Source organism: Propionibacterium cyclohexanicum, from assembly GCF_900111365.1.
GTDB lineage: Bacteria > Actinomycetota > Actinomycetes > Propionibacteriales > Propionibacteriaceae > Propionibacterium > Propionibacterium cyclohexanicum.
The window spans coordinates 1-12961 of record NZ_FOGZ01000010.1 but is presented as its reverse complement, the minus strand read 5'-3'; the positions used below and the strand labels follow the sequence as shown (position 1 = coordinate 12961).

Here is a 12961-nt window from a genome sequence, read left to right as displayed (position 1 = left end):
AGATCCCGGTGAAAGCACGGAAAGCCTGGAAAGCTGCGGTCTTGCTGACCGCCACCCTTCTGGCAGCGAGCGCCTGTTCCTCGCCAAGCGCCTCGCCGGCGGCCAGCTCGGCCTCGGCGAGCACGGCAGGCACCGTCTCGGTCACGAACTGCAACCAGCAGGTCAGCTATCCCTCACCCGCCGACAAGGTCTTCGTCAACGACTCCGGCATGATCGCCATGATGCTGGCGATCGGGGCCGAGAAGAATCTGGTGGGTATTTCCAGCCTCAACCGCGACCACACAGTGCTGAGCGCCCACTACGGCGCGTCGGCCCTCTCCGGGCTCTCCGAGACCTCGCCGACGATGGCCAGCCTCGAGACCATCGTGGCGAAGCAGCCCCAGGTCGTGGTTGCCGGCTGGAACTACGGATTCAAGCAAGGCGGGGTCACTCCCGAGTCGCTCCGCGCCGTCGGCATCAGCCCCTATGTCCTGTCGGAGAGCTGCCTGCAGAAGCAGGGCGAGAAGGCCCGCGGGATCATGGATCCGTGGACGGCGCTGGACACGGACCTGTCCAATCTGGGCACCATCACCGGCCATCGGGCCCAGGCGAGCGCAGTCGTCTCGGATATCGACGCTCGCCGTGAGGCCTTGGAGAAGGCTCCTCAAGCCACCGCGAAACCCAATGTCCTGGTCTTCGACTCCGGTGACACGACAGTCTTCACCAGCGGACGATTCGGAGGACCACAGGCAGTCATCACAGCGGCTGGCGGGCGCAATGTGATGGACGATGTGGCAGATACCTGGACCACCGTCTCCTGGGAGAAGGTCGCCTCCAGCAATGCCGATGTCATCGTTTTCGTCGACTACGGGGAACAGACCTTCGCCCAGAAGACGGCCCTGCTGGAATCGAACCCAGCAACGAAGGACCTGCCAGCCGTGAAAGCCAAGCGCTATCTCAACCTGCCCTACGCGATGTGGGTGAGCAGCCCGCTCAACATCGACGCCGCCGAGCAGCTGCGCCACGCGATGGAGCAATGGTCACTGGTGCCCAAGTCCGAGCTTCCCCAGCCCACCCACGACGACCACATCGAGGTCTCGCCGGCCTCGTGAACCCGTCGTTGGCCCGCGGCAAGTGGCTCAGACGCCGACGCGCACCCAGCGTCCGGAGCGGGCGCGCAACAAGAGCGTCACTCCGCGGGCCATCAGGAAGCCTCCGTAGGCGATCCACAGCCATATCAGCCCGGCCCGGTAGTGATCGACGAGGACGAGCATGGGCAGGTGGACAGCCACCACGGCCAGTCCGGCGAGCGCCAGGAAGCGGGTGTCCCCCGCACCGATGAGCACGCCGTCGAGCACGAACACCGCCGAGGCCAGCGGCTGGAGGAAGGCGATCACGACCAGAGCACCCATGAGCAGCTGCGCAAGCTGCGGATCGGGGGTGAACAGGCCGATGACGAGGGGACGGGCCGCCACCAGGAGGCCACCGGCGAGCAGCGCCTGCACGCACCCCCATCCCAGCGCACGGACCATGACAGCGACGGCGCCGGGCACATCGGAGGCTCCCAGCCGCCGGGCCACCAGCGACTGGCAGGCGATGGCCAGCGCATCGAGGGCAAAGGAGATGAATGACCACAACGAGTTGACCACCTGATGCGCGGCCAGCACATGGGAACCGAGATGGGTGGCCACGACGGTGGTGGCGGTGAGCGAGATCCACAGCGCTGCCGTGCGCACCACGAGCCAGCCTCCGTGCCGGGCGGCTTCCGCCATGCCGCGCACGCTGGGCACCATGCTTGCCCCGCCGCGGGCAGCTCGTCGCGCAACCACCGCGAACAGCACCACCGCCGAACAGGCCTGAGCCGTGGCCGTGGCGCTGGCAGAGCCGCGGATGCCCATCCCGAAGCCATAGATGAGCAGCGCATCAAGACCGATGTTGGTGAGGTTCACCCCGATCGCGATGTACAGCGGGGTGCGGGCATCCTGGAGACCGCGCAGCAGACCGGTGGAGGCCAGCACGACCAGCTGGAAGGGCAGCCCGAGCACGACCAGACGCAGATAGCTCACCGCCTGGGAGGCCACCTCGGGTGCCGGCCGGTACCAGCCGATGATCTGCGGTGCGCCCAGGACCAGCACTGCCGCCAGCACGATGCCGAGCACCAGGCCCAGTGCCATCCCGTCGCGTCCGGCGTCGAAGGCCGCCGCGGTGTCCCCGGTGCCGAGCCGTCGCGCCACGGTCGAGGTCGTGGAATAGGCCAGGAAGACGCACAGGCCGGTGACCACCCCCAGCACATTGGATCCCAGCCCCAATCCGGCCAGCGGAATGGACCCGACGTGGCCGATGAATGCGGTGTCGGCAAGCACGAGCAGGGGCTCGGTGATGAGGGTGGCGAAGGTGGGGACGGCGAGCGCCAGCAGCTCGCGATCGTTGCGCGTCCACAGTTTCACGGGCAGGAACGCTAACACCCCGGAGCCTCGCTCCTGGGCGCTGTCTGCGCAGCACCCGGGCCGCCGGCCGATCTCGGCACGGGCCGCATGTGACAGCGACGCCGCAGGCCGGGAGAATCGGTGCCATGGATCCCGTGGAACGCATCATCGTCGAGCAGTCTCCCGACGTCGCGCATCACCTGCTGGTGATCGACGCCCCGGGGCTCGTGGAGGCGGCTGGGGAGCTGGCCGGACGAGTCAGCATCTGGTGCGACGACCGCCGCGACGCCGATCTGCTGCCCGCCGAGATGCTCGTCGACTCCCTCGACGAGAAGACCCTCGCCGGGGTGGATCTGGTCTGGATGAGGCTGCCGAAGGCGCTCAGCGCGCTCGACGAGTACGCCGAGCTCATCTCGGCCCATGCCGACCAGAACGTGCACGTCATCGCAGCGGCCCGCGCCAAGAATCTCAATCGGTCCATGAACGAGGTGCTGGCAAAGCACTTCAAGGGCGTCTCGGCCTCCTTGGGCAAGTACAAGTGCCGGGCCTTGCGGGCCACCGGCGCCGGGCGGAGCCGACTCAGCTGGCCCCGCGAGCGCGTCCACCCCGATCTCGGCATCGGCGTCATGGCCCATGGCGCGGTCTTCGCAACGAACAAGGTGGATGACGGCACTCGGCTGCTCGCCGCCCGGTGCCCCGATCTGCACGGTGACGTCCTCGTGGACTTCGGCTGCGGATCCGGCATCCTCGCCACGCTGCTGGCCAGGGCGAATCGTTCCTCGCAGGTCTACGGGATCGACACCAGCCAGGCGGCCGTCGCCTCCACCCTCGCCACCGCCGAGGCGAACGGCGAGCGTGTCGAGGCCCATTGGAGCGACCGGCTCGAGGGGCTCGACGACGGCTCGGTGGACGTCGTGGTGATGAACCCGCCCTTCCACCGCGGCATCGCCAAGGATTCCGAGCCGGCGCTGGAGATGTTCGCCGAATCGGGGCGGGTGCTGCGTCCTGGCGGCGAGCTGTGGTGCGTGTACAACTCGCACCTGCCGTGGAAGGCCCGGCTCACCGCTGCCGTCGGGATGACCACCGTGGTGGAGCAGAACCCCTTCTACACCCTGACCCGCTGTGTGGCACGTGGCACAGTGACTGCATGAACGCGCTTCCCGCACGGGCCATCGAGCTCATCCACGGCACCGCAGGCCGCCCGGTCACCATTCCCCAGCTTGGTTTCGGCACCTACAAGATCACCCCTCATGACACCGAGACGGCTGTCCGCGCCGCCATCGAGCTGGGATATCGCCATATCGACACGGCGCAGATGTACGGCAACGAGGCCCAGGTCGGCAAGGCGATCGCAGGCTGTGGGTTGCCACGCGACCAGCTCTTCATCACCAGCAAACTCAACAACACGGCCCACGAGCCGGCCCGTGCGCGCGAGTCCTTCGATGCGACTCTGCGGGCGCTCGGCCTCGAGGTGCTCGATCTGTTCCTTGTGCACTGGCCGATGGCGCTGTCGGGCGATCTGATCGGCACCTGGGCGACCATGATCGAATTCCTGGACTCCGGGCGGGTGCGGGCCATCGGCGTCTCGAACCACCAGCGCGAGCATCTCGAGACCATCATCAAGGCGACCGGTGTCACTCCGGCGGTGAACCAGATCGAGATCCACCCCTATCTGACCCAGGAGCCACTGCGTACTGCGCACCGTCAACTGGGCATCGTCACGCAGGCCTGGTCCCCGCTGGGACGCGGTCATCTGCTCCGCGACCCGGTGATCGAATCGGTCGCCCGCGCGACGGGGCACACCAGCGCCCAGGTCGTGCTGCGCTGGCATCTGCAACGCGGTGACGTGGTCTTCCCCAAATCGGTGCATCCCGAGCGGATCGCCGAGAACTCCCAGCTGTTCGACTTCGAGCTGGACGACGACCAGCTGGCCCGGATCAGCGCGCTGAACCGTGACCATCGTTTCGGCAGTCACCCCGACGAGGTGCAAGGTGCCAAGTGAGCCGCGCCGGCCCGCCGCGCGTCCTGAACTCGGCGCGACGGTACGGGCCTGGGCGACGTGCAGTAGGCCCGCCTTCGTGCTCGTGCCGATGGCCGTCGCGCTGGAGCTGGCGGCCTTCGGGGCCATGCCCGAGCAGGTCCCCCGCCATGTCCGTTTCGCCGGGCCGCCGGATGCCTGGTGGTCGCGCGACTCCTGGCTGGGGTTCTCGGCAGGGATGACGGTCTTCTTCGCGGCGATGATCCTGGTGGGTGGGGTGCTGCTCACGATCTCGCCGAGCGGCTTCCGGCTGCGCGACAAAGAAGCCACCCGCTACTGGACCCGCGAGGAGAACTGGCCGCTCATGCGCCAGCGACTATGGCTGCTCATTGCCTGGCTCGCCGGGCTGTTCGCGATCTACCTGGCGCTCTCGCTGGGCGTCTTCGCCCTGGCACCGAGCTGGGGTCTTCCCCATTGGGCGAATCTTGCGGTCATGGTGGGGGGTCTGGTGGCGGGCGCCAGCTGGCTGTTCGTCTCGATCCGCCGGCTCACGACCCTGCCGGGGCGCGGCGCGCGGCGCTGAGCCGGGGTCTGCCCAGGGGCTGGGTACACAGGTGAGCTGCGTTGAGCGGCCAGACATCGGGTTACACTCGCCTGTGACGACGGACGTCCCACGCTGCCGAGCCCGCACAGACGCTGGCGACCGGGCGGGTACGAGAACAGGTGAGGTGCTCCGATGAACGGCGCTCGAACCAGGATTCCCGGCATTGCCGAGGGCCAGATCGACACGGCCGGGGAGGCTCCCGAATCGACCTCTGCGAACACCGTCGCCGAGCGGATCAAACAGCTCATCGTCGACGATGGGCTCGGACCCGGCGACCCGATACCGCCCGAGCCCGAGCTCGGGGCCCGGCTCGGCGCCAGCCGATCGTCGATCCGCGAGGCGATCCGCTTCCTTGCCGCGCTCGACATCGTGGAGGTGCATCATGGCACCGGCACGAAGGTGGGGGCCCTGACCCTCACCCCGATGGTGGCGAACCTGCTGTTTCGCGCCGAGGTGCGCCCCGGCGACGCCGTGGGCAGGCTGCGCGAGGTGGTGGACGCCCGCCTCACCCTCGATCTGGGCCAGGCCGACCGGGTGGTGTCCGAACTGGAGGGAACGCACGACGAGACCCTCCACCAGCTGGCTCGTCAGATGGTCAGGCTCAACAACGACGGGTCCCCCTTCACCGAGCAGGACCGGCTCTTCCACGGGATGCTCGTGCCACGATCGGCGGGACATCTCATCAACGATCTCATGCAGGCCTTCTTCGATGTGCACACCACCTTGCTGGCCGAGCTGGACGTGCCACCCGACGAGGAGCTCCACGAGGCCGTGGCAGCCCACGGCGCGATGCTGCGAGCGGCGGAGTGCGGCGACCTCGACGCCTACCGGGATGCCGTCCACAGCCACTACCAGCCGCTGGCGCGCGCCCTGGAGACCTGGGCCTGCGAGGATTTGGGCTGACCGGCGGAGCCCTCACGCACGGCCGCGATGTCGCCGAGCCCTCCTATTGCTCACCTGGTGGCGGGTCCATTGCCGCGCCGACAGGCTGGTGAGAGCGTAGACGACCGCAACATCGGCCGTCATCCGAGCCAGCGAGAAGGCGCTGGGCACATCGCGGACGAGTGCACGGCCCAGCTCCCCGGTGATCGACACGGTCACGACGAGCAGCAGGGCCAGCCTCGCGATGTTCACCCCCTGGAAGACCGCCCAGGCAAGAGCCAGTTCGACCACTGCCAGCACACCGAGCACGACGGCCAGCATCACGACCAGGGTCAGCGGCGAGGCACCCGAGGACTCGACAACCTGGGGAAAGTCCCGATCCACGAGGATCAGCGTCCCGCCGATCTGGACCACGATGTTGACAACGATGATGAGAGCGGCGATCGCCACCGACAGCGGCCTGCGGCCGACATCCTCGAGGACGGGCAGCTCTTCCTCGGTCTCGCCCGCCCACGGCACCGCCACGCGGCTCACGTCGACCACCGGCAGCGCGCCATCGGTGTGCACCGAGTCGCCGCCGCCGTTGCGCGAGTGATAGCCCGTCGAGAAGTTCTCGATGACCTCGACCGACACCTGGGCGGGGCTCTCCCGCAGGGTCTCGATGATGTGATCGCGCTCCACGTCGATGTCGGCGGCAATCTTGTGAGTCACCTGGAAGGTGAACAGCGAAAGGCCCACCGAGCGGTCATAGGTTCCTGCGGCGAGCCACTCGACCCGGCGCCCACCCGGCAAGAGCCAGCCCTCGGGGCATTTCCAGAAACGCACATGGTGGCGCTGGGAGGGATTCCCGGACACCTCCTGCTGGTAGGCGAAATCCTGCTGTCGTCCGAACAGGAACAACGGGCTCACCGGGGCATGCGCATAGCTTCGACGCAGCAGCGAGGACGACACGATACGCAGCGCCGAGGCAAGGCTCACCGGATCGGCCTCCACCCAGCCGGCCTTCTCCATCGCCTCGCGGATCTGATCGGCCTCTCCCACCAGGGCGAGGTTCACCGGGTCGCCAAGCAGACCATCGCTGGTGCGGGTGCGCCCGATGAAGTAGTCGGGCACATAGAGCGTGGTGAGGATCCGGTGGATGCGCGGCAGGGCGAGATAGGCCAGCACCAGGTAGAAGCCGAGCAGATAGAACAGATCGGCCCAGGTGCTGATCCCCTTGCGCAGCACCACGGCGGCAAGCAGGAGCGAGAGGACAGCGGCAGCGATGAACAGCGAGTCGTCCAGCAGGCCGCTGGCCCGCCATCGGCGCAGCGCCATCGGCCGCTCGGCGAGGAGTGCAGGTTCGCGTTGGTTGTCCACCGTCTTCCTCCGCTGGGTCCTGGAGCAGTGAGCGCCCGGCGACCAGGGGCCGGGACGCCTTGCCCCATACCGTATTGTCCGGATGATCGGTAAGGACCGAGGAGCTCATGTGCCGTTGCGAAGGTCCATTGCGGCGGCCGGCCGCACAGCAGGAACGTGGGGCGGTCCAGCCCAACGCATGGCGGGCCTTTCGACTCGGTCTCGCAGCGCTGTGCCCCCCTCACGCGAGACGGCGAATAGCATTGCCGCGTGGTCGCTGCTCCACTTGACACGCAACGCCTGCTTCTCACGCCGTTGAGAGTGGCGGACGCCCGCGAGATGGCGAGGATACTGGCGGACCCCGCCCTCTACGCCTATATCGACGACACGCCGCTGGACGAAGAACAGCTCGCCGCCAGGTATGAGTCGCAGACATCTCGCTGGGACAGCGCTACGACAAAATGGCGAAACTGGGTGGTGCGCCTGAAGCCAGCGCAATGCGCCATTGGCTACGTCCAGGCGACTATCGAGCCGCACGAGTGCATCCTGGCATGGGTCATCAACCCTCAATGGCAGGGCAACGGATATGCCACCGAGGCCGCTCTCGGAGTAATCGAGCAGACTTACGCACAGCTGGGCATCACTCGCTTCTCCAGTACGATCGACAGGCGCAACGCCCCCTCAAGGGGAGTCGCGCAACATCTCGGTATGGCCATCGCCGCCGAGCGCTGCGGCACCGAGGACTACTGGACCATGGACATGGAATGAGTATCCAGGCAGGTTTCCCGCCCGCCGCCGTTGCTCGCTAGCCTGTTCTCCATGCCTCGTTTCGAGCCCTTTGCCGCAGTGCGCTTCGCCCCATCGGTCCCTCTCGACCAGGTCATCGCCCCGCCCTACGACGTGATCAACGACGACGATGTCGAGGCGCTCGAGCATCGCGACACGCACAACATCTCGTGGCTCGATGATCCGCGCGGCGGCCAGGACCGCTATGAGATCGCCGCCCAGACCCTGAACCGCTGGCTGGACGAGGGAATCCTCATCGAGGAGGACGAGCCCAGCTTCACCATCTACCGGATGGCGTTCACCGATGCCACCGGTACCGACCGGATGATCAGCGGTGTGATGGGTGGACTGGAGGTCGTCGACGAGGGCGCCGGCGGGGTCCTGCCCCATGAGCACACCACCAAGAAGGCTGTCACCGACCGGCTCGATCTCACTCGCGCCACCCATACGAATCTGTCACCGGTATGGGGGCTCTCGCTGGCCGAGGGGCTCACGCAGGTGCTCGCCGCACCGGGCGAGCCGCTCGGATCGGTGAGGGTGGAAGGCGTGCGCCACTGCATCGAGCGGGTCACCGATCCGGCCCGCATCAGCGCCATCCAGACCGTACTGGCGGCCGATGACGTGCTCCTGGCCGACGGCCACCACCGCTACGCCATCTCGCGCACCTACCGCGACGAGGTGCGCGCCGCGACAGGACGCACCGACACCTCCGCCGAATTCACGCTGGCCTTCGTCAACGAGCTCGTGGAGCACCAGCTGTCCATCGAGGCCATCCATCGGCTGGTGGACGGCATCGGCTTCGGGGAGCTCCGGACCGCGCTGGCCCGCCATTTCGAGATCGAGTCGATCGGGCATCCGGTCGGGCCCGCCACCCTGGCACAGATGGTTGACCTGGGACGCCTTGTGCTGCTGGCTCCCGATGCCACGGCAAGTTGGCTCATTGCCAAGCCTGGCGCCTTCGACGATGTCAGGGCCCTGGACGGCGCCTGGCTGGAGAAGGCATTGGGTGACACTGGGGCCACCATCAGCTATCAGCATGGGCTGGCAGAGATGACGCGGGAGGTTGCGAACCATGCGGGTGGCATCCTCATCCGGCCCACTGGCCTGGAGGAGATCATGCGCACCGCCCGCGAAGGTCTGCTCATGCCACCCAAGTCCACCTTCTTCACCCCGAAGCTGCGTACCGGCTTCGCGATCCGGCGCAGCGGGGAGTTCTGAGCGAAGCCCCATCGACCGGCGAAGTGAGAGGGTGACCTGTCTCATCGTCCGCCGAGGCCGACCTGTAGCCTGTGCACGTCATGACGGCAGCCGCCCTTGGCGGGTGGACTGCGTCCACGGACCAGGAGGATTGATGGCAGAGCGGATTGCGAATGCAAGCTTCGCAAGCAAGGTCATGAGCGCGAGCGATGCAGCAGCACTCGTGCCCAATGGCGCAGTGATCGGGTTCAGCGGATTCACCGGATCGGGTTATCCCAAGGAATTCCCGCCGGCCCTGGCGCAGCGCATGAGGGTTGCCCGCGACGCCGGCGAGGATTTCAGGATCAGTGCCTATACCGGCGCATCGACAGCCCCTGAGCTCGACGGCGCGCTGGCCGAAACCGGTGGTGTGCAGCTCCGCTCCCCATACCAATCGGATCCGAGCATGCGCAAGGCGATCAACGCCGGCACCACGTACTACTCCGACGTGCATCTGTCCTTCATGGCTGGTCAGGTGGCGGCCGGTTTCTTCCCCAAGCCGGATTTCGCAGTCATCGAGGTGTCAGCCATCACCGCTGACGGCGAACTCGTCCCATCCAGCTCGGTGGGCAACAACCGCACCTGGCTCGAGCTCGCCGACAAGGTGATCCTCGAGGTCAACAGCTGGCAGTCCGAGGACCTGCGCGGCATGCACGACATCTACTATCCGATCGGTGCGCTCCCCCCGAACCGCGTTCCGGTGCCGATCACCAGCGCGGGCGACCGGATCGGCCAGGCGACCTTGAAGGTGGACCCCGCCAAGGTCGTTGCCGTCATCAAGACCTCCGACCCGGATCGCAATACGCCGTTCAAGCCGATCGACGACGACTCGCGCGCCATCGCGAACTATCTGCTCGATTTCCTGCACTACCAGGTGAAGTCGGGTCTGATTCCCAAGAATCTGCTGCCCCTGCAGTCGGGCGTGGGGAATATTCCCAACGCAGTGCTCGACGGCCTGCTGCATTCGGACCTGGAGAATCTGTCCAGTTATACCGAGGTGATCCAGGACGGCATGATCGATCTCATCGACGCCGGCAAGCTCACGGTCGCCTCGGCCACCGCCTTCTCGCTGAGCCCCGATTATGCGCACAAGATGAACGAGAACGCCGCGTTCTACCGAAAGCACATCATCTTGCGCCCCCAGGACATCTCGAACAATGGCGAGGTGATCCGTCGGCTCGGCGTGATCAGCTCCAATGGCATGATCGAGGCCGATATGTACGGCAATGTGAACTCCACCCATGTCATGGGAACGCGCATGATGAACGGCATCGGCGGTTCGGGCGATTTCACCCGTAGCGCGTTCATCAGCTGTTTCGTCTCACCGTCAACTGCCAAGGGCGGCAAGATCTCGGCGATCGTGCCGATGGTCTCTCACGTGGACCACACCGAGCACGATGTGCACGTCATCATCACCGAGCAGGGCCTGGCCGATCTGCGGGGGCTCGCCCCGCGTCAGCGCGCCAAGGTGATCATCGAGAAGTGCGTGCACCCGGACTACCGCGAGCAGCTCAAGGACTATTACGAGCGGGCCTGCGCCACGAGCACCTTCCAGCAGACCCCGCACATCCTCAGCGAGGCGCTCAGCTGGCACGAGCGCTTCAACGAGACGGGGTCCATGCTCCAGGCGTGAGTCCTGGGGGCCCGATCAGTCAGTCGCCGGGGGCGGTCCGCAGTGGCGGGCCGCCCCCGGCGACTGCGTACCGGCGCAGCCCTCACCTGGCTCGCGCGCAGGGCCCGGTCCTAGCCGAGCAGGGCCCGGCGCAGTTCGGCGGCGCTGTTCACCATCGCCATGGGGCGCTGATCGGCCATGGCCGCCTCCTCACCGGCACCCCAGGTGACCCCGATGGCGTCCATCGGAACGGCGGCGGCGGCCTGCAGATCGTAGATCGCGTCCCCGATGTAGACCGCCTCGGATGGCTGGACGCCCACCTTCGCCAGGCCTGCGAGCAGCGGTTCGGGTTCGGGCTTGTGCTTGACGGTGTCCTCCATTCCGCTCACGACGCTGATCGTCTCGGGGTAGCCGGTCAGGCGCAGGCCGTGCGTGGCCAGCGGGGTGCGCTTGGCGGTGACGACAGCGGTCTGCACGCCTCGCTCGGCGAGCTCGGTGACGAGTTCGACCATTCCGGGGTAGGGCCGCACCATCTCGTCGTGATGGGCGTTGATGTAGGCGTAGTAGCAGTCCTGCATCTGCTCCGAATGCTCCGGGGCCTCGGCGGCCATCACATCGGGCATCGGCAGGCCGATGAAGGTGAGCACCTTGCGGCGGGGGATGTCGACGCCCAGCACCTGCGCATAGGCCTCGGTGAATCCCTGGACGATCAGGTCGATCGTATTGACCAGGGTGCCGTCGAGATCGAAGAGGGCAAGTTTCCAGGCGGGATGGTCGTCGCTCACCTGTCACACACTAGGCCATGGCGCTCGGACCGTGCCGTGCTCGCCGCCGCGCCCAGCACTGCGCACCGTGGTGTCACCTGCCCCTGGCGCTCGCACGGGGCTCGGGCGGGCGCAGGCTTGCACCCGGGCCTGCAAGTCGGGCTGCCTGCAAGCCGACTGCCTGCAAGTTTGGGGCGCTAGGCTGTGGCGCACACGGACGCGCAATGGAGGTGGCGATGACGTCGAGCGGCAGCGACGACGATCCGGATGTCACCCGATCGGCCGGTACCGAGGGCCTGGGCGTCGCCCCACAGACCCCGATCGCGACCCTCCCACCCCTGCCGGCGAGCCACCGGGGCGTCCCACTCTCACCGCGCACCGGTGAGCCCATCCGCCCCGGTGCCCTGGTGGCTGTCCAATGCCTGCTCTATGCCGGCGCCGGGGCGGCCGCAGTGGGCTACCTGAGCTACTGGTGGGTAGCGATGCACGTGGAGCAGTTCTTCGATTCGGCGTGGGTGGTGGGCTGGCTGCGTCCCCGCCCGGGAGGGGCCGGCTCGGTATGGCTGGTCGTGGCACTCGCCGCGGCGGTGGCCGCGATGGTCGCGGCGCCCTGCGTGTGCGCCTATCAGGCGTGGACCGGATACCGTTCTGCGCGGCAGCTGGGCATCGTCGCATTGGTGGTGTCTGTGCTCGGGGTGCTGTTCAATCCAGTGACCTGCCTGGCCATCCCGCTCACCGCCCTCGCGCTTGGCCTTGCCTGGCACCCGGCATTGACGCGGTACTTCGAGCAGTGGGAGAGCCTGCGGAAGCCACCGGAACCGCTGCCTGCACCCCCCGCCGGGAGCGTCGTCTACGGGCGCCTGCCCAGATTCGAGTGAGGCTCATGCCTCGCAGCCGTCTGTGGCGGGCGCTGGATGACCTGCTGCGGGATCCTGGCGGGACCCGAACACCGAAGAGTCCGGTGGACCGGCGGGGCTGTGGCGCAGCACTGGTCCGGCTGACAGGGTGCCCGCCCGCTCACAATCTGGTCGCGCTCATGCGCTAGACTCAGCACGTCTCACGCTCTGCGGGCGTAACTCAATGGTAGAGCGCCAGCTTCCCAAGCTGGATACGCGGGTTCGATTCCCGTCGCCCGCTCCATGCGCAGTTCTCCTGACGGCGATCGCTGTCAGGAGAACTGACCGGTTCTCTCTCGCGAAAAGCGCCTGGTGGACCGCCAGGCCGGCAATTGACCGGGCCCATGCCCCTATCGACGAAGACTGGCTCTTCCCAGATGAGGGTGTAGGCGACGCAGCAGCCGTGGTGGGAGGGCGCGGCGCGTCGGTGCCCGGATAGTGGCCGAGGCCTTCCGAGGAT

12 protein-coding genes and 1 tRNA gene are annotated in these 12961 nt (G+C 67.2%); 10 read left to right on the top strand and 3 right to left on the bottom strand.

Features of this window, described 5'->3' with window-relative positions:
* The first annotated feature begins 8 nt into the window (after positions 1-8).
* Complete coding sequence (locus BMX93_RS06095) at positions 9-1091, top strand: ABC transporter substrate-binding protein (protein ID WP_218139242.1); 1083 nt, start codon at positions 9-11, stop codon at positions 1089-1091.
* Between the two features lie 27 nt (positions 1092-1118).
* Here the strand turns inward: BMX93_RS06095 and BMX93_RS06090 are convergent, their stop codons facing one another.
* Positions 1119-2426, bottom strand: coding sequence for an MATE family efflux transporter (locus tag BMX93_RS06090; protein ID WP_091969061.1), 1308 nt, complete (start codon positions 2424-2426; stop codon positions 1119-1121).
* 125 nt (positions 2427-2551) lie between these two features.
* Here BMX93_RS06090 and BMX93_RS06085 point away from each other — a divergent pair, with 125 nt between their 5' ends.
* From BMX93_RS06085 to BMX93_RS06070, 4 genes are all read left to right on the top strand, one after another.
* Positions 2552-3556 (top strand): class I SAM-dependent methyltransferase, encoded by a 1005-nt coding sequence (locus BMX93_RS06085; RefSeq protein ID WP_091969059.1) that lies wholly within the window; start codon positions 2552-2554, stop codon positions 3554-3556.
* Complete coding sequence (locus BMX93_RS06080; RefSeq protein ID WP_091969057.1) at positions 3553-4407, top strand: aldo/keto reductase; 855 nt, start codon at positions 3553-3555, stop codon at positions 4405-4407. The genes BMX93_RS06085 and BMX93_RS06080 overlap by 4 nt, the downstream gene beginning before the upstream one ends.
* A complete protein-coding gene (locus BMX93_RS06075; protein ID WP_143052834.1) occupies positions 4397-4966 on the top strand; it encodes a DUF4175 domain-containing protein in 570 nt (189 codons plus the stop codon). Before BMX93_RS06080 ends, BMX93_RS06075 begins: the two co-directional genes overlap by 11 nt.
* 153 nt (positions 4967-5119) lie before the next feature.
* A complete protein-coding gene (locus tag BMX93_RS06070) occupies positions 5120-5890 on the top strand; it encodes a FadR/GntR family transcriptional regulator (RefSeq protein WP_091969053.1) in 771 nt (256 codons plus the stop codon).
* A gap of 12 nt (positions 5891-5902) precedes the next feature.
* Here the strand turns inward: BMX93_RS06070 and BMX93_RS06065 are convergent, their stop codons facing one another.
* On the bottom strand, positions 5903-7228 hold the full coding sequence (locus BMX93_RS06065) for an LssY C-terminal domain-containing protein (RefSeq protein WP_245725759.1): 1326 nt from the start codon (positions 7226-7228) through the stop codon (positions 5903-5905).
* A gap of 249 nt (positions 7229-7477) precedes the next feature.
* Between BMX93_RS06065 and BMX93_RS06060 the strand changes: the two genes are divergently transcribed.
* The 3 genes from BMX93_RS06060 (at position 7478) to scpC (ending at position 10862) form a co-directional block, all read left to right on the top strand.
* The gene (locus BMX93_RS06060) at positions 7478-7975 is read left to right on the top strand and encodes a GNAT family N-acetyltransferase (RefSeq protein WP_143052833.1); all 498 of its coding nucleotides are present in this window, start codon (positions 7478-7480) and stop codon (positions 7973-7975) included.
* Positions 7976-8026: 51 nt separating this feature from the next.
* Complete coding sequence (locus tag BMX93_RS06055; RefSeq protein ID WP_091969185.1) at positions 8027-9211, top strand: DUF1015 family protein; 1185 nt, start codon at positions 8027-8029, stop codon at positions 9209-9211.
* Between the two features lie 133 nt (positions 9212-9344).
* A complete protein-coding gene (scpC, locus tag BMX93_RS06050; protein ID WP_091969049.1) occupies positions 9345-10862 on the top strand; it encodes a succinyl-CoA:acetate CoA-transferase ScpC in 1518 nt (505 codons plus the stop codon).
* A 110-nt stretch (positions 10863-10972) separates the two neighbouring features.
* On the opposite strand, the gene BMX93_RS06045 is transcribed toward scpC, so the two are convergent.
* A complete protein-coding gene (locus BMX93_RS06045) occupies positions 10973-11626 on the bottom strand; it encodes an HAD family hydrolase (RefSeq protein ID WP_091969047.1) in 654 nt (217 codons plus the stop codon).
* Positions 11627-11841: 215 nt separating this feature from the next.
* Between BMX93_RS06045 and BMX93_RS06040 the strand changes: the two genes are divergently transcribed.
* Together BMX93_RS06040 and BMX93_RS06035 are read left to right on the top strand one after the other, a co-directional pair.
* Entirely contained in the window at positions 11842-12483 is a 642-nt protein-coding gene (locus BMX93_RS06040; protein ID WP_143052832.1) for a hypothetical protein, read from the top strand.
* A 188-nt stretch (positions 12484-12671) separates the two neighbouring features.
* Positions 12672-12745: transfer RNA gene (locus BMX93_RS06035), tRNA-Gly, on the top strand.
* The last annotated feature ends 216 nt before the right edge of the window (positions 12746-12961 follow it).

What these genes read in the sequence shown, in the direction of transcription:
- BMX93_RS06085 (WP_091969059.1), top strand. Translation starts at nt 2,552, where the DNA reads ATGGATCCCGTGGAACGCATCATCGTCGAGCAGTCTCCCGACGTCGCG.
- BMX93_RS06080 (WP_091969057.1), top strand. Translation starts at nt 3,553, where the DNA reads ATGAACGCGCTTCCCGCACGGGCCATCGAGCTCATCCACGGCACCGCA.
- BMX93_RS06070 (WP_091969053.1), top strand. Translation starts at nt 5,120, where the DNA reads ATGAACGGCGCTCGAACCAGGATTCCCGGCATTGCCGAGGGCCAGATC.
- BMX93_RS06055 (WP_091969185.1), top strand. Translation starts at nt 8,027, where the DNA reads ATGCCTCGTTTCGAGCCCTTTGCCGCAGTGCGCTTCGCCCCATCGGTC.
- scpC (WP_091969049.1), top strand. Translation starts at nt 9,345, where the DNA reads ATGGCAGAGCGGATTGCGAATGCAAGCTTCGCAAGCAAGGTCATGAGC.
- BMX93_RS06040 (WP_143052832.1), top strand. Translation starts at nt 11,842, where the DNA reads ATGACGTCGAGCGGCAGCGACGACGATCCGGATGTCACCCGATCGGCC.